Below are 19,237 nucleotides of genomic sequence, written 5' to 3' on the forward strand. Positions count from 1 at the left end.
GGAGTACGTGAGGATTACGAGCACTGCCCGGCGCTAAAATGACAAATAAAGCAGTCTGATAATTAATGCCCCGGGAATGGCACCAGACTAAAGCAGGTCAGCCCCTGTTTTTCCAGACGTTGTTCACCGCCCAGATCGAACAGGTTAATGATGAATGCTGCATCGGTCACTTCGCCACCCAAACGGCGGATCAGTTTTACGGTTGCTTCGATGGTGCCGCCGGTCGCCAGCAGATCGTCAACCACAAGGACTTTATCGCCAGCCTGGATCGCATCGATGTGGATCTCCAGCTGATCGGTACCGTATTCCAGTTCGTAGCTTTCCGCGATGGTTTCACGCGGCAGTTTACGCGGTTTACGTACCGGTACAAAGCCAACACCCAGGCCTAACGCAACCGGTGCGCCGAACAGGAAGCCACGCGCTTCTGTACCTACTACTTTCGTGATCCCGGCGTCTTTGTAGCGTTCAACCAGCAGTTCAATGCTGAGAGCGTACGCTTTCGGGTCTTCCAGCAAACTGGTGACATCACGGAACAGGATGCCCGGCTTCGGATAATCCTGAATGCTTTTGATGCTGTTTTTGAGAAATTCAAGCTGCTGCGCAGTCGCTGTCATGGATTTTTGCCTGATAGAAACGGTGTTACTCACGGCGCACACGGAGGTTTCGCATGTAACCTGCGGTTAACATTTAACCAGTCGCGCCTGTGCTCGAAAACGCTCGAATTTACTGGCAGAACGCGACAATTGCAACTTCCATCGGTGAGCTTTATGGTTTTTGTTGCTTTGCGTCAATCACGGGCAGTCGCCACATAAAAATCAGCAGGCAAGACAAAATAACCAGCAGCAGCAATCGCACCCATATAATCTTCACCATCCACAGCGAAATGGCGAAAGTGACCAGTATCACGGCGATGGCCCGGGGTTTGGCGCCAGGCGGCATCGCTTTATAGGTTTGCCAGTGACGCAAATAGCCACCAAACCAGGAACGGTACAATAACCACTGATGAAAACGGGGCGACGAGCGCGCAAAACACCAGGCGGCCAGCAGAATAAACGGCGTGGTCGGCAGCAATGGCAAAACGACGCCGAGAGTACCCAGCACTACCGCCAGCCAGCCAATGATGATTAAAATAGTCCGTTGCATAGTGCGAATCATTATCATTGATGAGCGGCTAATGTAGCATAGTCGGCGTCATTTACAGGGGAGATAATCGTGAGAAGCGCGTTGCTTTTACAGGCTCTGGAACAAAAGCTGGACGAGCTGGCGCGACAAATCGCTCCTCAGGCAAAGCACGCCACGGTGAGCCCACGTTTTGATCGTCATCTGTTCCGCACACGTAGCACCACAATGGATGCCTGCCTGCAAGAAGCCCGGCACAGTCTGAGCGCGCTTCGCCATGCCGTCGACGCACAGCAAATCGAGCAGGTGGCATGGCTTGCAGAGCACCTTGGGGCACAGATTGCCGCCCTGAGTCGCGAATCGGCCTCATGGTCGCTGCGTGAGTGGGATAATTCCGCGCCCGGCATTCAAAAATGGCAGCGTAAGCGACTGCAACACCAGGAATTCGAACAACGTCTGATGGCGATGAAACGTGAGCGGGAAACGCGTCTGGCAAAGGTCGAAACTTTCGCCGAACAGCAGCAATTACATAAAGAAATCACCGCATTTGAAGGCAGGCTGCGCCGCTGTCGCGAGGCGCTGGATAATATTGAGCGGGTGCTGGCGCGCCTGACACGTTAACCCGAGGAGAGAGTATGTCGCTGGAAGATGCACCGGATGAGGTCAAGCTGGCGGTCGATCTGATTATGCTGCTGGAAGAGCATGCTATTGCGCCGGAAACCGTGCTCAAAGCGCTGGAAATTGTGCAGCGGGATTTTGAACGCAAAGTGAGGAGCGTGAGGGTTAAGCCTGGTGCGGCCTGATGCCCTCACCCCGGCTATCTCCCACGGGGAGAGGGAGAAAACCGTAGCCCGGAACAGGCGGTCACGCCGCCATCCGGGAATAATCCCCGGTGGCGCCAGCGCTTACCGGGGCTACGACAAGAGAGATATCTGAATCAACTCTGCGCAGGCGTCGGATCGTCGCCTTTCAGCTCGCGCTTCACTTCCGTATGCTCGTCACCGCTCGCATTGCGTAAATGCACTTCCAACTGGTTAAAGGCGATATTGATGTTATTTTCACGACACAGTCTGTCGATCGTGCGGTTTAGCTCATCCACCGTATAGCTACGATCGCGCAGTTCACGTACATACAGACGCAGTTCATGATCCAGCGTACTCGCGCCAAAGGTGGTAAAGAACACCGACGGCTCCGGATCGTGCATCACCTTGGGATGCTCCATCGCCGCTTTTAACAATACCTCTTTCACCTTATCCAGATCGGAGCCGTACGCCACGCCCAGACGGATGACCACGCGGGTAATGGTGTCTGACAGCGACCAGTTGATCAGACGTTCGGTCACAAACGCCTTGTTGGGAATAATGACCTCTTTGCGGTCAAAATCGGTGATCGTGGTGGCACGAATACGGATCTTACTTACCGACCCGGAGAAAGTGCCGATGGTGACGGTATCGCCAATACGCACCGGACGTTCGAAGAGGATAATCAGGCCGGAGACAAAGTTACCGAAAATCTCTTGTAAACCAAAACCCAGACCAACCGAGAGAGCTGCCGCCAGCCATTGTAGTTTGTCCCATGAGACACCCAACGACCCGAACACCGTCATCGCACCAACGGCAATGATGACATAGTTCAGAATGGTGGTAATGGCGTAGGACGCCCCCTGGCGCATGTTCAACCGCGAAAGAACGATAACTTCCAGCAAACCGGGTAAGTTACGAATTAGCGCCCAGGCCACCACCGTGGCAATCAAGGCAAACAGCATGCTCCCCATGGTCACGCTTTTTACGGCGGCGACGCCTGCTTCCGTGCCGTTGTAGTGCCACAGGACAACGCTGTCCAGGTAAGCGAAAACGGTGATCAAATCCGACCAAATCGCCCAGAACACCACGCCAAAGAGGGCGATCATCAGCAACATGGTAATACGTAATGTCTGCTGGTTGACCTGCTCCAGGGCTATACCCGGCTCTTCCTGCGGCTCAGCGCCTTCGGCCCCTTCTTTTATCAGGTTCTGGCGGCGGGCCAGCGCACGACGGTAAGCAATACGACGCGCAGCAACGCTCAGGCCACGCAACACAGTCTGGTAAAGCAGGTTCCAGAGGATGACCAGATAGACAGTTTCAATCCAGCGTCCGGACAGGCGCAGCGTTGTATAGAAATAGCCAGTTGCCGTCAGCACCATCAATGCTATCGGAACAATCGCCAGAACGGTGATGGTGATAAGACGAATGCTATGAGACTCTTTATCCCGCCAGCTTTCCCGGAACATCGGCCATACCAGCCCGGTGATGACCAGCAAGTTAAGCAGGATCACCGTTTGTCCAAGCACATCATCCATCAAGTGCAGTGGCGAAAGCTCAGAGACCACGGACCAAAAATGGAGTGGCAGCAGCGCAAGGCTGATGCGCACAATCTGCCGACGCCAGTGGCTGGTCAGTTGTTCCGGCATGTTGAAGTGGTTGACCGCCACGCCGTCTTTTTCCAGCACCTTCCAGCACAGGCCAAATACCAGCCAGAATACGGTCAGTTTTTTACTGAACGCCCACAGCAATTCACTGATATTAAGCTGCATCGTCAGTAAAATGAGGCCGATAGCCAGAATGATCAGGCAGACTGGCAGCGCGCGAATGAGATCGATAAGAATCGCTTTCGGCGTATGTAACTGACTGTCATTGCGTAACTGGCCTACCTGGGTCGCAAGACGCGCCTGATAGCTGCGCAACCAGCCAAGACGCCAGCGAATTAAGCCAGCGATCAGTAACAGGGGTAGGCCTGTGAGGAAAGCAATGGCCACCGCAGGCCAGGCTTTTTCCCAGTTACCGGTGATTTTCATTTTGCTTATCTGGTCTTTCAGCGCCTGTGGGAAAGATTTAACCCAGTCCCCGTCCATTGGCTTGTTGCTGTTTACCCAGAAAATTTGCTGCGTCAGGATCTCCTGAAGGCTTTTCGACACGCTCATCAGTTGCTGCTGATTAACCTGCAGGTTAATCGCCATCATCAGCTGATTACCAAGCTGCTTATTCAGTTGATCGAGCAGTTCACGACGCATATCCACGACTTGTAACAGCGCGTCATGCACTTCGTCGTTAACCTCACTCGAATGCCCCTCTTCCAGTTTTGCCACGAATGCATCGCTCTGGAAAAGGGCATCGCGCTGTTGGTTGACTTCAAACTGCTCCAGACGCAGGTCCGCAATGCGGTTGGTCATATCTTCAAGCTCATCAGCGGAAGGGAGCGTTTGTTGTTGCTGATAAAGGATACGCGACAGCAGCAAGCTGCCTTTAAGTACTGAAATCTGCTCTTTCACGTTGCGCTCAGATTGCAGCGCGCGGTCAAGCCAGTTTTTTACTTTGATGTTTTGCTGCACCAGCGAGTTACCGTTTTCTGTCGCGGTAATAAGCTTCTGGCTAAGCTGGTGGTTAACGTCCAGTTCCTGCTTCACTAACGGCATCGCCTGGATACGCGCGGTTTCATCGGGCGTTACGGCTTCCTGGGCGGTTTTTTCTGTCAGCGTCAGCCGCTTGTTATTGACGGCTTCCTGCAACAGTTGCAGTTGATGTTCAAGACGATTGCTGTTCGCAGTAGTGTAATCACGCTGCTTCTGCAGCGTGTCCTGCAACGTAGTATTACCTTCGAGACTCTTACGCAACTGTTCGATTTGCGCATTCAGCAATGCCTGTTGAGCAAGTAAAAGTGTCTGCTGCGTCGGACGCAGAGCCCCCTCACCTGCCGCCGTGCCATTAAGACGATTGCGGATTTGCTGTAACTGTTGCGAAGCGGTGTACATGGAACTTTGCACACGCTCCGGCTGCGTCTGTAACGAGACTAACTGGCTGTTATAATTCGATAAATCGTTCTGAGCCGTTTGTAAGTCATCCAGTAACTGTGCCACGCGCGACTCAAGCTGGCGCAGAGAAAGCGTTGCCAGCGTTTTGCGTGTTTCATCGTCGTTATCTTTATCACTGAGTGCATTGAGAGCATCAGTCGCCTGACGCAGTTTGTCCGGCGCCTGGGTGATTTTCTGTTTTAAGAGAACAGTTTCCTGCTTAACCCGTTCAATTTTATCCAGAACATCCAGGGTTTCCGTTAAATCCTGAATAACCAGTTTATCCGTAGCGGTGGGATCTTTTTGCTTATTCAGAGCGTCGAGCTGACTCTGGACATCGGAGCGAGCAGGTAAGTCGTTATTTGTCGGGGCCGCGAAGGCATTGCCTGTAATAAAGGCAAGGACAAAAAACAGCGCGGCAGCCAAAACCGGGAGCGCGCTTTTTGAGCGTGTGGATTGCAGCATCATTTGCGTGATTAATCTGTGAACAGGAAAGATGGCCGAAGCTAGCCACGCGCGAAGAATATCACGCCGTGAAGTTACAACCTAGTAACGTAATGTTAGCAGTCGCTTTTTCCGCTCATTCTGACTCAGGCTGAAAGGCCTGACGCTTTATTATGCAGCGTTGGACAAAACTGGCACATCTCCAGTAATATCGCGACATAGTCTCGGGCTTCTTTCTTTAAATCAAAAGATTGGGGCGAGAAAAGCCAATTCTCCATCACACCGGAAATATAGGCACGCATCAGTACTGCCGTCCGGCGGGTGAGTAAGCTCTCAGGAAGCAATTTGGCTTTAATGCACTCATTAAGTGTATGCTCGATGCGGTCGTAACTCTCCAGGCACAAATTACGCTGCGCCTCTTGCAAGACCGTCATTTCGCCAACAAACTCACACTTGTGAAAAATGATTTCCATCATGAGTCGGCGACGCTCTTCGACTACGGTTGCTTCAAGGATATAGACCAAAATTTCCCTTAAAACTGACAGTGGATCGTCAGGGAATTTTGCCCGATACTCAGTTTCGAGATCGCTGATGCTGGATTCTGACAGCGCCCAGATTTCACTGAATAAATCCGACTTATTTTTGAAGTGCCAGTAAATCGCACCACGGGTTACCCCCGCTGCCTGTGCAATATCTGCCAGTGAGGTCGCTGATACGCCCTGCCGGGAGAACAAACGCAAGGCCACATCAAGGATGTGCTGGCGTGTCTCTTGTGCCTGCTGTTTGGTTTTTCGTGCCATATGTTGGTGAATTGACAGGAGTCAGATTTACATACATTTATGAATGTTTGTACCATAGCATGACGATAATATAAACGCAGCAATGGGTTTGGGACATTTGATCCATTGATCAATTTGAAATCGGACACTCGAGGTTTACATATGAACAAAAACAGAGGGTTAACGCCTCTGGCGGTCGTTCTGATGCTTTCAGGCAGCTTAGCGCTTACAGGATGTGATGAAAAACCCGCTCAGCAGGGTGCTGCGGGTCAGGCGCCAGAAGTCGGCGTCGTCACGCTAAAAACAGAACCTCTGCAGATCACAACCGAACTTCCAGGTAGAACCAGCGCGTTTCGCGTTGCGGAAGTCCGTCCTCAGGTCAGTGGCATTATTTTAAAGCGCAACTTCACAGAAGGTAGTGATGTAGAAGCGGGTGTCTCGCTTTATCAGATTGATCCGGCCACTTATCAGGCTTCTTATGAAAGCGCGAAAGGCGATCTGGCAAAAGCGCAGGCTGCGGCAAATATCGCACGCATGACCGCTGCCCGTTATCAGAAATTGTTGGGTACCAAGTACATCAGCCAACAAGATTATGATACCGCTCAGGCTGACGCACAGCAGGCCGATGCGGCTGTCGTTGCGGCAAAAGCCGCGGTTGAAACCGCGCGTATCAACCTTGCTTACACCAAAGTCACCTCTCCGATCAGCGGCCGTATTGGTAAATCGTCCGTGACCGAAGGTGCGCTGGTGCAGACCGGGCAGACAACCGCGCTGGCAACCGTTCAGCAACTCGACCCGATCTACGTTGATGTTACACAGTCGAGCAATGACTATCTGCGGCTGAAACAGGAACTGGCGAACGGCACGCTGAAACAGGAAAACGGTAAAGCGAAAGTCGAGCTGGTGACCAACGACGGCACGAAATACCCGCAGAGCGGTACACTGGAGTTTTCTGACGTCACTGTTGATCAAACCACCGGTTCTATTACCCTGCGCGCCATTTTCCCGAATCCGGATATGACGCTGCTGCCAGGTCTGTTCGTACGCGCGAAACTCGAAGAAGGCACTAATCCTAATGCACTGCTGGTTCCACAGCAGGGTGTGACCCGTACCCCGCGTGGTGATGCTACCGCGATGGTCGTAGGTGAAGGCGATAAAGTCGAAATCCGTAAACTCACCGCGACTCAGGCCATTGGCGATAAATGGCTGGTGACAGATGGCCTGAAAGCAGGCGATCGCGTGATTGTGACAGGCCTTCAAAAAGTAAGACCCGGTGCGCAGGTAAAAGCACAGGAAGTGACCGCTGAGAATAAAGAGCAAGCCCAGGCCGGCGCGCAGTCACAGCCGTCTAAGTCTTAACTTAAACAGGAGCCGTTAAGACATGCCAAATTTCTTTATTGATCGCCCCATATTTGCCTGGGTGATCGCCATAATCATCATGCTTGCGGGGGGACTGGCGATCCTGAAGCTGCCTGTCGCGCAATATCCAACGATTGCGCCACCGGCAATTCAGATCAGTGCGTCCTACCCAGGTGCTGATGCAAAAACGGTGCAGGATACCGTTACGCAGGTTATCGAACAGAACATGAACGGTATCGATGGCCTGCTGTATATGTCCTCCACCAGTGACTCCTCTGGTACGGTACAGATCACCATCACCTTTGACTCTGGTACCGACGCGGATATCGCCCAGGTACAGGTGCAGAACAAACTGCAACTGGCAATGCCATTACTGCCGCAGGAAGTTCAGCAGCAGGGTGTGAGCGTTGAGAAGTCGTCCAGTAGCTTCCTGATGGTTCTCGGTATGATCAGTACCGATGGTTCCATGACGCAGGAAGATATTGCCGACTACGTGGGCGCCACCGTGAAAGACCCGGTCAGCCGTACCAAAGGTGTGGGTGACGTACAACTGTTCGGTGCGCAATATGCAATGCGTATCTGGATGGACCCGAACAAACTGAATAACTTCCAGTTGACTCCTGTTGATGTCATTACGGCTATTAAAGCGCAGAACGCCCAGGTCGCAGCAGGTCAGTTAGGTGGGACGCCGCCGGTGAAAGGCCAGCAGTTGAACGCCTCTATCATCGCGCAGACACGTCTGACCTCCACGGAAGAGTTCGGTAAGATCCTGCTGAAAGTTAACCAGGATGGTTCGCAGGTTCGTCTGCGTGACGTGGCAAGAATTGAGCTGGGCGGCGAAAACTACGACGTTATCGCCCGCTACAACGGTCAACCCGCATCCGGTCTTGGTATTAAGCTGGCAACCGGCGCGAACGCGCTGGATACCGCAAACGCGGTGCGCGCCACTATCGCCAAACTGGAGCCGTTCTTCCCGCACGGGCTGAAAGTGGTTTATCCGTACGATACCACCCCATTCGTTAAGATCTCGATTAACGAAGTGGTGAAAACGCTGGTTGAAGCGATCGTACTGGTATTCCTGGTTATGTACCTGTTCCTGCAGAACTTCCGCGCAACGCTGATTCCAACTATCGCGGTGCCAGTCGTCCTCTTGGGTACCTTCGCCATACTGTCAGCATTTGGTTACTCGATAAACACCCTCACCATGTTTGGTATGGTGCTGGCGATAGGCTTGCTGGTGGATGACGCCATCGTCGTCGTAGAGAACGTTGAGCGTGTCATGTCCGAAGAGGGCTTGCCGCCAAAAGAAGCCACGCGTAAGTCCATGGGCCAGATTCAGGGCGCGCTGGTCGGTATCGCGATGGTTCTGTCGGCGGTATTTATCCCGATGGCCTTCTTCGGTGGTTCTACCGGTGCGATTTACCGTCAGTTCTCTATCACCATTGTTTCAGCAATGGCGCTCTCTGTGCTGGTAGCGTTAATCCTGACGCCAGCGCTCTGTGCGACCATGCTAAAACCGATTGCCAAAGGCGATCACGGTGAAGGCAAGAAAGGTTTCTTTGGCTGGTTTAACCGCGTATTTGATAAGAGCACGCACCACTATACCGACAGCGTAGGTAACATTCTGCGCAGTACGGGGCGTTACCTGCTGCTCTATGTTCTTATCGTGGTTGGCATGGCCATCCTGTTCGTTCGTCTGCCAAGTTCGTTCCTGCCAGATGAAGACCAGGGTGTGTTCCTGACTATGGCGCAGCTTCCGGCGGGCGCGACGCAAGAGCGTACGCAGAAAGTGCTGGATGAAGTGTCGAAATACTACCTGGAAAACGAAAAAGATAACGTGAACTCTGTGTTTACCGTTAACGGTTTCGGCTTCTCCGGGCGTGGTCAGAACACCGGTCTGGCGTTCGTGTCGCTGAAAGGCTGGGATGAACGTCCGGGTGAGAAGAACAAAGTACCGGCAATTGCAGGTCGTGCAAGTGCGCACTTCTCGCAAATTAAAGATGCGATGGTCTTCGCCTTTAACCTGCCAGCGATCGTTGAACTGGGTACGGCGACCGGCTTTGACTTCCAATTGATTGACCAGGCGAACCTGGGGCATGACAAGCTGATGCAGGCGCGTAACCAGTTGTTCGGTGAGATTGCGCAGCATCCGGATCTGCTGGTGGGTGTGCGTCCGAACGGCCTGGAAGATACGCCGCAGTTCAAAATCAATATCGACCAGGAAAAAGCACAGGCGTTGGGTGTCTCCTTAAGTGACATCAATACCACGCTTGGCGCGGCATGGGGCGGCAGCTACGTCAACGACTTCATCGACCGTGGTCGTGTGAAGAAAGTGTACGTTATGTCTGACGCGAAATACCGTATGCTGCCGAGTGATATCGGTAACTGGTATGTCCGTGGGGCAAGCGGCTCGATGGTGCCTTTCTCTGCCTTTGCGACGTCGCACTGGGAGTACGGCTCTCCGCGTCTGGAACGCTATAACGGTTTGCCATCCATGGAAATCCTCGGCCAGGCTGCTCCGGGTAAAAGTACCGGTGAAGCAATGGCGATGATGGAACAACTGGCCGGTAAACTGCCGACGGGTATTGGCTATGACTGGACAGGTATGTCTTATCAGGAACGCTTGTCAGGTAACCAGGCCCCTGCGCTGTACGCCATTTCCTTGATCGTGGTGTTCCTGTGTCTGGCGGCCCTGTACGAGAGCTGGTCAATTCCGTTCTCCGTTATGCTGGTAGTTCCGCTCGGGGTTGTTGGTGCGCTGCTGGCCGCGACCTTACGCGGTCTGACTAACGACGTTTACTTCCAGGTGGGCCTGCTGACAACCATTGGCTTGTCGGCGAAGAACGCGATACTTATCGTCGAATTCGCCAAAGATCTGATGGATAAAGAGGGCAAAGGGCTTATTGAAGCGACCCTGGAAGCGGTACGTATGCGTCTGCGTCCAATCCTGATGACCTCGCTGGCGTTTATCCTTGGGGTTCTGCCGCTGGTTATCAGTACGGGTGCAGGCTCCGGTGCGCAGAACGCCGTAGGTACCGGTGTAATGGGCGGTATGATTACCGCGACGGTACTGGCAATATTCTTCGTTCCTGTGTTCTTTGTGGTGGTGCGCCGCCGCTTTAGCCGCAGAAGTGACGATGTTGAGCACAGCCATAAGGTTGAGCAACACTGATAGTCATGAATGAAAAAGGCCGCGAAAGCGGCCTTTTTCTTATTCGCTGTTCTGATCATTAAAAGTACGTATTGTCTCTTCGTTTATTTTGTGCAGTCGTAATAGCGTACAGAATTAATACTCCATTAGGAGAACACCTTATATCCTTAGGTAAAATTCTTAATTATCTGGTACAATCAGTTTAAGTAAGAATATTCCTGGTAATTAGTGATTCTGGAATATTTAAATAACCTTAAATATCCAGCACCATTGACTAACCTAATGAAGAGTAAGGAAAGTTTTGATTTCGATGTCGGAAATTCTCACATAAAACATGATAATAAACTGCGCGATCCCTCCATTTTCGGAGAGCAAAACGCGATAATTGTAATTTTTCGTAATAGCGCAATGAAATCTTTTTAAGACTGGCTTATAGTTAAATCAATGAGGAAAAGCAGCATATGCTGCTGGTCAGATCAGACGTTTCCACCCCGGAGCAGTGTTCAGTGAGTAAAAAAAGCGACTCAGAAGGGGATGTGTTATGGACGAATACTCGCCAAAAAGGCATGATATCGCGCAGCTTAAATTTCTCTGCGAAACGTTGTACCATGATTGTCTCCTGAATCTTGAAGAAAGCCATCATGGATGGGTTAACGATCCTACTTCGGCAATCAATTTGCAGTTAAATGAGTTGATTGAACATATAGCAACCTTCGCACTTAATTATAAAATTAAGTATAATGAAGATAATAAACTGATTGAGCAGATAGACGAATACCTTGATGATACGTTTATGCTGTTCAGTAGCTACGGTATCAACACACAAGACTTGCAGAAATGGCGTAAATCGGGAAACCGATTGTTCCGCTGTTTCGTCAATGTGAGCAAGGCTAACCCTGTTAGTCACTCCTGTTAAATATTTCAACCAGTAAAGGTAAAATCATGTCTGATAAGCCATTAACCAAAATTGATTATTTGATGCGATTACGACGTTGTCAGACAATTGACACGCTCGAACGCGTTATTGAAAAAAATAAATACGAACTGCCTGACCATGAACTGACGGTGTTTTATTCAGCAGCCGATCATCGTCTGGCTGAGCTAACCATGAATAAACTGTATGACAAAATCCCTCCTTCTGTGTGGAAATTCGTACGCTAAGTCTTCCCGACGTTTATTTACGGTTTTAATTTTTTATCCAGCGGCATTAGCAGGCGCACGTTATCTTCATGAGCGAAGAAAAAGTTAAAATGATTTCCGGCTTACCGTATCGACCTGCGGACGATACGCTGCGAGCTGACCGCATGCATGCCAGAGCGCTGCTTCATCGTTATAACCATTCGGCCCCTGACGAAAAAGCGGAACGCAGTGCGATTCTTGCTGCATTACTCGGCCAAAGTTCAGGTGTTTATATCGAACCAAACTTTCGCTGTGATTATGGCTACAATATTTTCCTGGGTAAGGATTTTTACGCCAATTTTGATTGTGTCATGTTGGATGTCTGCCCCATCCATATTGGCGACAATTGTATGTTAGCGCCAGGTGTACATATCTATACGGCAACACATCCGCTGGAGGCCAATGCGCGCAACAGCGGTCTCGAATACGGCAAACCGGTTCGCATTGGCAATAACGTCTGGATTGGTGGACGTGCGGTAATCAATCCAGGCGTGACCATTGGCGATAATGCGGTTATCGCCTCCGGTGCGGTGGTGGTAAAAGACGTTCCGCCGAATGTGGTCGTCGGTGGCAACCCCGCCCGAGTTATTAAAGCCATTCCGGGTGAAGCAATTTAACTGTTATCTTTTTTTGTCGATAAACTGTTACTTTTTTCACACAAAATGGCAACCTAAAATACGCTCTAATCGGTATATCCCCAAAGACGAAGGCGTGAGATGACAGAGATCCAGCGGCTGCTCAGCGAAACAATCGACGACATTAACCAGCGCGAAAAGCGAGACAACCGTCCGCGCTTTAGCATCAGCTTTATTCGCAAACATCCGGGCCTGTTTGTCGGCATGTATATAGCCTGGCTGGCCACGCTTGCCGTTATGTTGCAATCAGAAACACTGGTGGACTCCGTGTGGCTGCTGGTGGTGCTATTCGTCTTATTGAATGGCTTCTTTTTCTTTGATGTCTACCCGCGCTATCGCTACGAAGATATTGATGTGCTCGATTTTCGCGTCTGTTATAACGGCGAATGGTACAACACGCGTTATGTGCCGCAAGAGCTTATCAGCGCCATCCTTACTTCGCCTGCGGTCGATACTACGCGTAAAACACAGCTCCAGCAGATGTTATCCCGCAAGGGGGAACTCTCTTTCTACGACGTATTTACCCTTACCCGCCCCGAGACTGCGTAATCAGCCGCGCCAGCGTACGAACACCGCCGGGAAACAGGCTGGCAGAGGTATTACCGTAGCCGAGAACCAGCCCACTTGATACCGGTGATGGCTGTAAATAAAAACGGCTTAATGCATGAGGCGCAAGACCAAACCTGCGCGCCTCACGCACAACATTCAGGTCATTCATTCCCGGTACTGAAAGCGTCAAATGCAGCCCGCCCTCGCCTCCCAACACCCGATGTTCCAGATCAAGACCGTTCTGTAACGCCTCACGCAGTTGTGCCTGTCGTTTACGGTACAATCGGCGCATCGCCGCCAGATGGCGCGCATAGTGACCATCCTCAATAAAATGCGCCAGAGCCAGTTGCTCGCTACGATGCCCACCGCGCAACAGACTATTGATAACCGATGCCGCCGCGTTCGCCAACGCAGGCGGCATCACCATAAAACCAATACGTAACGATGGAAACAGCGTCTTGCTGAATGTTCCCAGGTAGACCACCGGTGGATTGGGGATCATTCCCAGCATGGCAGGTACCGGGTCGCCGTGATAGCGAAACTCACTGTCATAGTCATCTTCGATGATCCAACTTTCGGTCCGCGTAGCCGCCTCCAGCAACTGCAAACGACGGGCAGCACTCATCACATAGCCCAGCGGATATTGATGTGACGGCGAAGTATAGATAATGCGCGGCGGCGTTATCGTCTCCGCCAGCGTCATTCCTTCTTCATCCACCGGGATCCCTTTCACTTGCAACCCGGCTGCCAAAAAAGCGCTTTTTGCACCGTTATAGCCCGGCTCTTCTACCCAGGCACTGTTTCCCGGATCGCAGAGAAGATGAACACATAACATCAGCGCATCCTGGGCGCCTTCGGTAATTACAATCTGCTCGACGTCACAATGAATGCCTCTGGCCAGCGCGAGATGTCGGGCGATAGCCGCGCGCAGTCGCCGCTCTCCGCCAGACTCGCCATAACCCAGCAGCGCACTGCCCTCGTCACGCCAGACGCGCTCACTCAGCCTTCGCCAGATTGCCGTGGGGAAATAGTTCACCGCCGGTAGACCGGGGGTGAAAGCAAGTGCGGGGGAATTTCGCTTCACCCCTTGCGGCAGGGTCCGGACCCGTTGTGCGAGGGATATCACAGGCGTGTTACGTACAACAGGCGCACTGGCCAACATCAATACCCGTGTTCCCTGCCGTTCACGCTGAACGAAGCCCTCAATAGCGAGTTGTTCGAGCGCGGCGTTTACCGTATTTCGGGAAACGGCGAGTGTTTTTGCCAGCACGCGTGAGCCCGGTAGCAGCGAATGCGCTTTTAACGTTCCACCACGGATAGCATCCCGCAGTGCCATATATAGCGCCCGCTGCCGCGTTAATCCGGCACGTTCAGCCAGCGCCGGGCGCAGCAGTGCCTGTAAAGCGTCATCGGGAATATTCATCGCGCCGCTCCTTAGTGGACCCATGAAAATATAGTTTGATGGCACTTCTTATGGAACCAGTGAAATTCTACGCTAGGTGAATCGCAAAGAGGAGCCACTATGTGCCAACTGAATCAATACGGACAACCCGTGGGCGATGCCCTTCCCGACTGGCAGCCCCGCCCTTTTCCTGAACGCGTGACGCTTGAAGGCCAGTATTGCCGCCTGGAGCCGCTGAGGGTCGAACACGCGCCGGCACTGTTTGCCGCCCATCGTCTGGCCGGAGATGACCGAAGCTGGACCTGGCTGCTGCGTGAACCGGAAAACGATCCCGACGCCTTCACCGCATGGGTAACAAGCGTCTGTGAATTAAAGGACCCTATTCATTTCACGGTTATCGATAACCGCACGCAGTCGCCTGTCGGTACACTTTCGCTCATGCGTATTGACGCCGCCAATGGCGTTATTGAGGTGGGCAGTGTGCATTTCTCTCCTCTGCTTATGCGCACCCGCGCCTCTACGGAAGCGCAGTGGCTACTGATGCGATATGCCCTGGAGACGCTGGGGTATCGCCGCTACGAATGGAAATGTAATAGCCTGAACGAACCGTCCCGTCGTGCCGCACTTCGGTTGGGCTTTCAGTATGAAGGGCGATTTCGCCAGGCGCTGGTTCAGAAAGGACACAATCGGGATACCGACTGGTTTTCTGTTATTGATAGCGAATGGCCACGCCTGGATAAGGCGTTTCGACAGTGGCTTGCCGCCGGAAATTTCACTGCCGACGGCAAACAGTTGCAATCCCTTGAGAGCCTGCGCGATTAACGCCTTTTCTTTCTTCCCTGCACAGCTTTAAAACGCGGATTGGATTTGCAAATCACATACAAACGCCCCTTGCGCTTGACTATCTGGCAGTCAGGGTGGCGTTGTTTCGCACTGCGTAACGAGTTCAGTACCTGCATGCGTTAGCCTCTTTTTGTGCCAATAAAACGCCCATAGCGCTGCTGGAAACGCGCCGCGCTTCCCTCATTACCCACCACTTTCTGTTTACCGGTGTAATACGGATGGGAAACAGAAGAGACGTCAATAGTCACGTAAGGGTATGTCACCCCTTCCAGTTCAATCTCGCGATCGGTTTTGATCGTCGAACCGACTTTAAAATATTCGTTCGCGCTGGTGTCATGAAACACTACCGTGCGGTAGTGCGGATGGATATCAGGTTTCATTTTGCTCTCGCACGTATTGTTATAACATAACAAAAGTCTAGCGAAATTCTTTTCCCTAAGCAACTCCTGCGCTAAATGCATTTTTCGCAAAAGCAACGAACCCTGCACGGTCATAAATTAGAAAAGAATGTTATTGGTTGATTTTTTTGCCTTAAGGCAAGCTGAACCTAAATCACTTGTGAGGAAAGCATCATGATGCGCTGCTGTTGTGCCCAACCCCGGACTCTAAAAATGATCACCTGCGAACGACTATTCGGAGAACACAATGAACGCGACAACATTACCCATCCTCGATCTGGCCCGCTACTTCAACCCCGCTGAACGTGATGCCTTTCTCGATCAGCTGCGCACCAGCGCACGCGACATCGGCTTTTTTTATCTTATTAATCACGGTGTGAATGACGAGCTGCAGCGCGCCGTTCAACACGAAGCCCGCCGCTTTTTTGCCCTCAGCGATGAGCAAAAACAGCAGGTGGCGATGATTCACTCCCCCCATTTTCGCGGCTACAACCGCGCGGCATCGGAAATCACCCGTGGTAAACCAGACTGGCGAGAACAGTTCGATATCGGCGCGGAACGCCCGGAACTGCTGTTGAGCGACAGCGACCCGCGCTGGCGGCGCTTGCAGGGGCCGAACCTGTGGCCAGCGGAGCAACCAGAGCTGAAAACCACGCTGCTCGACTGGCAAAAGTCGATGACCGAGATGGCCATCGTGTTACTGCGTGCCTTTGCCGAAGCGCTGCGCCTGCCTGCTAATGCCTTCGACGCACTGTATGGCGACAAGCCCAATGAACATATCAAGCTGATTCGCTATCCCGGTCAGGATAACACCCAGAGTAATCAGGGTGTCGGCGCACACAAAGATTCTGGGTTTCTGAGTTTCCTGCTCCAGGACGAGCAAAAAGGATTGCAGGTCGAAGTCTCCCCCGATCACTGGATCGATGCCGTACCGCTGCCGGGTAGTTTTGTGGTCAATATCGGTGAGCTGCTGGAGCTGGCGACCAATGGCTATTTACGCGCCACGGTCCACCGCGTGGTATCGCCGCCCGCCGGACAAGATCGCCTGTCGATTGCCTTTTTCCTTGGCGCACAACTGGACGCCGTGGTTCCCGTTTACGCCCTGCCGGAAGCGCTGGCGCGTGAGGCGCAAGGGCCGGAAAGCGATCCTCAAAACCCACTTTTACGCGATGTCGGCTGGAACTACCTGAAAGGGCGTTTACGTTCGCACCCGGATGTCGCCGAACGTTATTACCGCGATGTACTGCGTGAGCGCAGTGAACAATTGATCGTATAAACCATAACAACACAGGAAAAACATCATGAAATATGCCGCTTTTAAACTGGCAGGGGTAGCGTTGTCTCTTTCTCTGGCATGGGGTACTGCACAGGCAGAAGCACTGCGTATCGCAGCGGACCCGGTTCCACACGCGGAGATCCTGAACTATGTCAAAAAACTGGATCCGAAACTGGATATCAAAATCGTTGAGCTGACCAGTGGCGCAAATGCCAATGAATTGCTGGCGAGTGGTGATGTGGATGCCAACTATTTCCAGCATGTGCCTTACCTGAAAAGCCAGGAAAAAGCGCTGGGTAAAACCTTTGCCGTCGCCGCCACGGTACATATCGAACCACTGGGCATCTATTCGCACAAATACAAAGATTTTAAATCGGTACCGGATGGCGCCACCGTCGCGGTCCCGAACAATGTCACTAACCTGAGCCGTGCGCTGTTCCTGCTGCAAAGCCAGGGGTTAATCAAACTGGATGCGAAATTTACCGATCCGGCAAGCACGCTGGCCACACCAAAAGATATCGTTGAGAACCCGAAACACTTAAAGATCCTCGAAGTGGAATCCCCACAGATCCCGCGCTCGCTGGATGATGTCGCCCTGGCGGTGATCAACGGCAACTACGCGCTGGAAGCAGGTTTATCGCCCGCCAAAGATGCGCTGGGACTGGAGAGTGCGGAGCATAACCCGTACGCCAATATTCTGGTAACCAACCCGTCGCTGGCAAACGACCCACGCATCAAAGAACTGGCCAAAGATCTCACCTCTCCTCAAGTGGCAGAGTTCATTCGTAAAACCTACAACGGCTCGGTGATCCCGGTTGCCCCGCAGTCATGATTGATATTGAAGGGCTGAGTAAAACCTATGCCGGAACAGGCCGACCGGCGCTGAACAACGTGTCGCTGCATGTCCCCAAAGGGGCTATTTACGGCATCCTGGGCCGCAGCGGCGCGGGGAAAAGCACCTTAATCCGTTGCCTGAATCTGCTGGAGCGGCCCACTTCGGGCCGCATCATCATCAACGGCAGCGACATTACGCAGTTGGATAAAGCCGGTTTGCGCGAGCATCGGCTGCGCACCGGGATGATTTTCCAGCATTTCAATTTGCTGCACGCACGTACGGTGGCGGATAACGTCGCCGTTCCGCTGGAAATCGCCGGCGTGCCGAAACCGCTGCGCCATGCACGTGTGGAGGAGCTACTGCATCTGGTGGGCCTGAGCGATAAAGCCGATGCTTTTCCTTCGCAACTTTCCGGTGGGCAAAAGCAGCGTGTCGGTATCGCCCGGGCGCTGGCGGCAAGGCCGGATGTGCTGTTGTGCGATGAAGCCACCAGCGCGCTGGATCCGGAAACCACCGCGTCTGTCCTGGCGCTGCTGGCAGACATCAACCAGAAGCTGAATTTGACCATCGTGCTGATCACCCACGAACTGGATGTCGTAAAAACTCTGTGCGATCACGCGGCATTGCTGGAAAACGGCGAAGTACGGGAGAGCGGCAAAATCGCCGATCTGCTGGTTGCGCCCTGGTCCAAACTGCGCCATGCGCTATTGCACGATCCACAGGCTGAGCAGGATTTCCTTGCCCGCCACGGTTTTAACGGGAGGCCTTTATGCGGGGTAGCATGAGTTGGGAAGACCTCTGGCCGCTGCTGCTCAACGGCACGCTGGAGACGTTATACATGGTTGCTTTGGCGTCGCTGTTTACCGTGCTTATCGGCCTGCCGCTGGGCGTTATTCTGTTTCTTTCGCGCCGTGATGGCCTGTTCCCCTTACCACGTGTCAATGCGCTGCTGGGGGCCGTCGTCAATTTCGGGCGTTCGCTGCCATTTATCGTGTTGTTGATAGCGCTTATCCCCTTCACGCGCCTGCTGATCGGTACCACTCTTGGCAGCACCGCCGCGATAGTGCCTATCACCATTGGCGCGTTTCCCTTCTTTGCACGGCTGACGGAAAGCGCACTGGATGAGGTGGATTACGGACGCATCGAAGCCATTTTATCGATGGGGGGTAACGTCTGGCATGTGATTGCGAAAGCCCTATTGCCTGAAGCGCTGCCAACGCTGCTCGCGGGCATTACGCTCACCGTTGTGATGCTGATTGGCTTCTCATCTATGGCGGGCGTTATTGGCGGCGGTGGGCTGGGCGATCTCGCTATTCGTTATGGCTATCAGCGCTTTAACGATCAGGTGATGGTGGGTACTGTGGTGATTTTACTGGCAATGGTACAGGGGGTGCAGATGGCAGGCGATCGCCTGGTGCGCCGACTGGCGCACCGACGGTAAG

General features: G+C 52.7%; 20 protein-coding genes. 13 read left to right on the forward strand and 7 right to left on the reverse strand.

All coding sequences use genetic code 11. The annotated features are described in order from the left end of the window. Positions 1–62 precede the first annotated feature (62 nt). Both apt and C5523_RS21110 read right to left on the reverse strand, forming a co-directional pair. Positions 63–614: an adenine phosphoribosyltransferase gene (gene apt / locus C5523_RS21100; RefSeq protein ID WP_047371543.1), complete on the reverse strand. Its 552-nt coding sequence runs from the start codon at positions 612–614 to the stop codon at positions 63–65. Positions 615–765: 151 nt separating this feature from the next. Continuing rightward, positions 766–1,143 (reverse strand): DUF454 family protein, encoded by a 378-nt coding sequence (locus C5523_RS21110; RefSeq protein WP_071195814.1) that lies wholly within the window; start codon positions 1,141–1,143, stop codon positions 766–768. 69 nt (positions 1,144–1,212) lie between these two features. Here C5523_RS21110 and priC point away from each other — a divergent pair, with 69 nt between their 5' ends. Beyond that, positions 1,213–1,740, forward strand: coding sequence for a primosomal replication protein N'' (gene priC / locus C5523_RS21115; protein ID WP_041852460.1), 528 nt, complete (start codon positions 1,213–1,215; stop codon positions 1,738–1,740). A 14-nt stretch (positions 1,741–1,754) separates the two neighbouring features. Further along, a complete protein-coding gene (rsmS, locus tag C5523_RS21120; RefSeq protein WP_071195815.1) occupies positions 1,755–1,922 on the forward strand; it encodes a pleiotropic regulatory protein RsmS in 168 nt (55 codons plus the stop codon). 134 nt (positions 1,923–2,056) lie between these two features. Here rsmS and mscK read toward each other — a convergent pair whose 3' ends face one another. Together mscK and acrR are read right to left on the reverse strand one after the other, a co-directional pair. Beyond that, on the reverse strand, positions 2,057–5,410 hold the full coding sequence (mscK, locus tag C5523_RS21125; protein WP_075203663.1) for a mechanosensitive channel MscK: 3,354 nt from the start codon (positions 5,408–5,410) through the stop codon (positions 2,057–2,059). Positions 5,411–5,535: 125 nt separating this feature from the next. After that, entirely contained in the window at positions 5,536–6,189 is a 654-nt protein-coding gene (gene acrR / locus C5523_RS21130) for a multidrug efflux transporter transcriptional repressor AcrR (protein ID WP_041852461.1), read from the reverse strand. Between the two features lie 141 nt (positions 6,190–6,330). Between acrR and acrA the strand changes: the two genes are divergently transcribed. From acrA to C5523_RS21160, 6 genes are all read left to right on the forward strand, one after another. After that, positions 6,331–7,527: a multidrug efflux RND transporter periplasmic adaptor subunit AcrA gene (gene acrA / locus C5523_RS21135; protein WP_041852462.1), complete on the forward strand. Its 1,197-nt coding sequence runs from the start codon at positions 6,331–6,333 to the stop codon at positions 7,525–7,527. A 22-nt stretch (positions 7,528–7,549) separates the two neighbouring features. Next, on the forward strand, positions 7,550–10,699 hold the full coding sequence (gene acrB / locus C5523_RS21140) for a multidrug efflux RND transporter permease subunit AcrB (RefSeq protein ID WP_041852463.1): 3,150 nt from the start codon (positions 7,550–7,552) through the stop codon (positions 10,697–10,699). Between the two features lie 520 nt (positions 10,700–11,219). Then, positions 11,220–11,594: an Hha toxicity modulator TomB gene (gene tomB, locus C5523_RS21145; RefSeq protein ID WP_041852464.1), complete on the forward strand. Its 375-nt coding sequence runs from the start codon at positions 11,220–11,222 to the stop codon at positions 11,592–11,594. 26 nt (positions 11,595–11,620) lie between these two features. After that, on the forward strand, positions 11,621–11,839 hold the full coding sequence (locus C5523_RS21150) for an HHA domain-containing protein (RefSeq protein WP_041852465.1): 219 nt from the start codon (positions 11,621–11,623) through the stop codon (positions 11,837–11,839). A 68-nt stretch (positions 11,840–11,907) separates the two neighbouring features. Continuing rightward, positions 11,908–12,474, forward strand: a complete 567-nt coding sequence (maa, locus tag C5523_RS21155) for a maltose O-acetyltransferase (protein ID WP_041852466.1) — start codon at positions 11,908–11,910, stop codon at positions 12,472–12,474. Positions 12,475–12,573: 99 nt separating this feature from the next. Beyond that, positions 12,574–13,041 carry a YlaC family protein gene (locus C5523_RS21160; RefSeq protein WP_041852467.1) on the forward strand — a complete coding sequence of 156 codons (468 nt, stop codon included), beginning with the start codon at positions 12,574–12,576 and terminating at the stop codon, positions 13,039–13,041. Here C5523_RS21160 and C5523_RS21165 read toward each other — a convergent pair. Next, complete coding sequence (locus C5523_RS21165; RefSeq protein WP_108701913.1) at positions 13,019–14,464, reverse strand: PLP-dependent aminotransferase family protein; 1,446 nt, start codon at positions 14,462–14,464, stop codon at positions 13,019–13,021. The two genes, C5523_RS21160 and C5523_RS21165, sit on opposite strands and share 23 nt — an antisense overlap. 99 nt (positions 14,465–14,563) lie before the next feature. On the opposite strand from C5523_RS21165, the gene C5523_RS21170 reads away from it, so the two are divergent. Continuing rightward, on the forward strand, positions 14,564–15,265 hold the full coding sequence (locus C5523_RS21170; protein ID WP_108701914.1) for a GNAT family N-acetyltransferase: 702 nt from the start codon (positions 14,564–14,566) through the stop codon (positions 15,263–15,265). Here the strand turns inward: C5523_RS21170 and ykgO are convergent. Both ykgO and C5523_RS21180 read right to left on the reverse strand, forming a co-directional pair. Beyond that, positions 15,262–15,402 (reverse strand): type B 50S ribosomal protein L36, encoded by a 141-nt coding sequence (gene ykgO, locus C5523_RS21175; RefSeq protein WP_003859006.1) that lies wholly within the window; start codon positions 15,400–15,402, stop codon positions 15,262–15,264. The genes C5523_RS21170 and ykgO overlap by 4 nt on opposite strands. A gap of 3 nt (positions 15,403–15,405) precedes the next feature. Continuing rightward, complete coding sequence (locus tag C5523_RS21180; protein ID WP_041852470.1) at positions 15,406–15,666, reverse strand: type B 50S ribosomal protein L31; 261 nt, start codon at positions 15,664–15,666, stop codon at positions 15,406–15,408. Between the two features lie 265 nt (positions 15,667–15,931). Between C5523_RS21180 and C5523_RS21185 the strand changes: the two genes are divergently transcribed. From C5523_RS21185 to C5523_RS21200, 4 genes are read left to right on the forward strand one after another with little or no spacing between them, the layout of a single operon-like run. Then, positions 15,932–16,960: an isopenicillin N synthase family oxygenase gene (locus C5523_RS21185; RefSeq protein WP_071195819.1), complete on the forward strand. Its 1,029-nt coding sequence runs from the start codon at positions 15,932–15,934 to the stop codon at positions 16,958–16,960. A 25-nt stretch (positions 16,961–16,985) separates the two neighbouring features. Further along, positions 16,986–17,792: a MetQ/NlpA family ABC transporter substrate-binding protein gene (locus C5523_RS21190; protein WP_041852472.1), complete on the forward strand. Its 807-nt coding sequence runs from the start codon at positions 16,986–16,988 to the stop codon at positions 17,790–17,792. Further along, positions 17,789–18,580, forward strand: coding sequence for a methionine ABC transporter ATP-binding protein (locus C5523_RS21195; RefSeq protein WP_108702367.1), 792 nt, complete (start codon positions 17,789–17,791; stop codon positions 18,578–18,580). The genes C5523_RS21190 and C5523_RS21195 overlap by 4 nt, the downstream gene beginning before the upstream one ends. Then, positions 18,577–19,236, forward strand: coding sequence for a methionine ABC transporter permease (locus tag C5523_RS21200; RefSeq protein WP_162303311.1), 660 nt, complete (start codon positions 18,577–18,579; stop codon positions 19,234–19,236). The genes C5523_RS21195 and C5523_RS21200 overlap by 4 nt, the downstream gene beginning before the upstream one ends. Position 19,237: the final 1 nt, after the last annotated feature.

It is taken from the genome of Phytobacter sp. SCO41 (assembly GCF_003073275.1).
GTDB lineage: Bacteria > Pseudomonadota > Gammaproteobacteria > Enterobacterales > Enterobacteriaceae > Phytobacter > Phytobacter diazotrophicus.

Coding starts and splice junctions, on each gene's coding strand:
- C5523_RS21160 (WP_041852467.1), top strand. CDS start 12,574: ATGACAGAGATCCAGCGGCTGCTCAGCGAAACAATCGACGACATTAAC.
- C5523_RS21150 (WP_041852465.1), top strand. CDS start 11,621: ATGTCTGATAAGCCATTAACCAAAATTGATTATTTGATGCGATTACGA.
- maa (WP_041852466.1), top strand. CDS start 11,908: ATGAGCGAAGAAAAAGTTAAAATGATTTCCGGCTTACCGTATCGACCT.
- C5523_RS21185 (WP_071195819.1), top strand. CDS start 15,932: ATGAACGCGACAACATTACCCATCCTCGATCTGGCCCGCTACTTCAAC.
- C5523_RS21165 (WP_108701913.1), bottom strand. CDS start 14,464: ATGAATATTCCCGATGACGCTTTACAGGCACTGCTGCGCCCGGCGCTG.
- C5523_RS21180 (WP_041852470.1), bottom strand. CDS start 15,666: ATGAAACCTGATATCCATCCGCACTACCGCACGGTAGTGTTTCATGAC.
- C5523_RS21170 (WP_108701914.1), top strand. CDS start 14,564: ATGTGCCAACTGAATCAATACGGACAACCCGTGGGCGATGCCCTTCCC.
- acrR (WP_041852461.1), bottom strand. CDS start 6,189: ATGGCACGAAAAACCAAACAGCAGGCACAAGAGACACGCCAGCACATC.
- C5523_RS21190 (WP_041852472.1), top strand. CDS start 16,986: ATGAAATATGCCGCTTTTAAACTGGCAGGGGTAGCGTTGTCTCTTTCT.
- C5523_RS21200 (WP_162303311.1), top strand. CDS start 18,577: ATGAGTTGGGAAGACCTCTGGCCGCTGCTGCTCAACGGCACGCTGGAG.
- acrB (WP_041852463.1), top strand. CDS start 7,550: ATGCCAAATTTCTTTATTGATCGCCCCATATTTGCCTGGGTGATCGCC.
- tomB (WP_041852464.1), top strand. CDS start 11,220: ATGGACGAATACTCGCCAAAAAGGCATGATATCGCGCAGCTTAAATTT.
- apt (WP_047371543.1), bottom strand. CDS start 614: ATGACAGCGACTGCGCAGCAGCTTGAATTTCTCAAAAACAGCATCAAA.
- ykgO (WP_003859006.1), bottom strand. CDS start 15,402: ATGCAGGTACTGAACTCGTTACGCAGTGCGAAACAACGCCACCCTGAC.
- C5523_RS21110 (WP_071195814.1), bottom strand. CDS start 1,143: ATGCAACGGACTATTTTAATCATCATTGGCTGGCTGGCGGTAGTGCTG.
- C5523_RS21195 (WP_108702367.1), top strand. CDS start 17,789: ATGATTGATATTGAAGGGCTGAGTAAAACCTATGCCGGAACAGGCCGA.
- acrA (WP_041852462.1), top strand. CDS start 6,331: ATGAACAAAAACAGAGGGTTAACGCCTCTGGCGGTCGTTCTGATGCTT.
- rsmS (WP_071195815.1), top strand. CDS start 1,755: ATGTCGCTGGAAGATGCACCGGATGAGGTCAAGCTGGCGGTCGATCTG.
- mscK (WP_075203663.1), bottom strand. CDS start 5,410: ATGCTGCAATCCACACGCTCAAAAAGCGCGCTCCCGGTTTTGGCTGCC.